The organism is Streptococcus sp. DD10, assembly GCF_001578805.1.
Lineage (GTDB): Bacteria > Bacillota > Bacilli > Lactobacillales > Streptococcaceae > Streptococcus.
On sequence record NZ_KQ969162.1, the window covers coordinates 79,703 to 81,108 of the forward strand.

The 1,406-nt window shown below is 35.3% G+C and carries 2 protein-coding genes; both read left to right on the forward strand.

All coding sequences use genetic code 11. The features are described from left to right. On the forward strand, positions 1-1,056 hold a 1,056-nt coding region (locus STRDD10_RS07665; protein WP_231853392.1), incomplete at its 5' end, for a hypothetical protein. Beyond that, positions 1,046-1,345: a DUF7675 family protein gene (locus STRDD10_RS07670; protein WP_067194648.1), complete on the forward strand. Its 300-nt coding sequence runs from the start codon at positions 1,046-1,048 to the stop codon at positions 1,343-1,345. The genes STRDD10_RS07665 and STRDD10_RS07670, both read left to right, overlap by 11 nt. Positions 1,346-1,406: the final 61 nt, after the last annotated feature.

Genomic DNA, 1,406 nt, shown 5'->3' on the forward strand with positions numbered 1-1,406 from the left:
GCTCAGGTGCCTGAACTGAATCAAGACCGAATTGATGGAATTGTCAATCGTGTTTCTTATGAACAGGATTTTGATGATATTAAGTGGATTTTGCAAGAACCAATTGTTAATTTTACTCAGAGCGTTGTGGATGATAGTATTGAGAAAAATGCGGAATTTCATTACAAGGCAGGATTGCAACCTGAAATTGTTAGAAAGTCAGTCGCTAAGTGCTGTGATTGGTGTCAAGAGGTTCAAGGTATCTATAAATATCCACGAGTTCCAAAAGATATTTATCGGAGACATCAACGCTGCCGTTGCATAGTTGATTATGACCCTAAAAATGGAAAAGTTCAGGATGTTTGGAGTAAAATATGGCGGAAACAAAAGGATAGTGATAAGATTAAAGAAAGGAAAGGGTTAAACAAAGAAGAGAATATCAGCGTTGTTAGAAAAAGCGCGTTGCAACATGGAATTAAAGTTAATCCTATCAAGAGATCTAAAGTAAAAAAAACTGAAGAAGCAATTATTAAAGCTGTTGGAGGAGGAGACCAGACAAAGGGATCTTGTTCTTCACTTGCGCTTGCGTATATTGGCAATAAAGCGGGTTTTGATGTTTTGGATTATCGAGATGGAGAAAGTCGAACTTTTTTTGCAAGTATGCTAAATATTAAAAATATTAGTGAATTACCGAACGTGCAATCACATTTTGTTGCAGATACAAATGATTTTACTGCTGTCAAGAAATTAATTGGTCAGATGCAAGACGACAAAGAATACTATTTGGCAACAGGTAAGCATGCGGCAATTGTGCGAAAAAAAGAGGGGCGGTTCCAATACTTAGAATTGCAAGCTCCTTTTGAAGGTAACGGGTTTAAACCTATGACCAGTGCAGTTTTAAAAGAGCGCTTTGGTTGCCAACGATCACATACAGTTTATCGGCAAAAAGTGAAGTCTTCTAATCTGTTAATAGATTCTGAGAGTTTAGGAGAAAATGAAGAGTTTCAAAAGATTCTAGGATTTATTAATACTAAGAAAGGTCAGCAAAATAAAGGAGACAAAGGCTATGTCAAATAATGGTGATAATTTTTTAGAAGAACTATCTGAATTAGCTAATCAAGAAGATGACAGAATATGGTCTGAATCTCACTTAGATGGCTATAGTGATTTTTATAAAGAAAATGAAACTTCCGAACTTTGGTGGATTGATAAGCTAGATGCTATAGGTGAGCATTTATTTAGTTTTGACCAAAAAAAAATCTACAATTTATTTGCGGACTATCCACATAACATGACCGATAAGGAAGTTGAAATCTTTGATAAAGAAAATCCATTTTGGGCTGAGTTTTTTTCAGACCGAAAATAGTAATTTTAAGCACTCGAAAGGGTGTTTTTCTTATGCTTTGAAAGGAGCAACGATGGGAAAA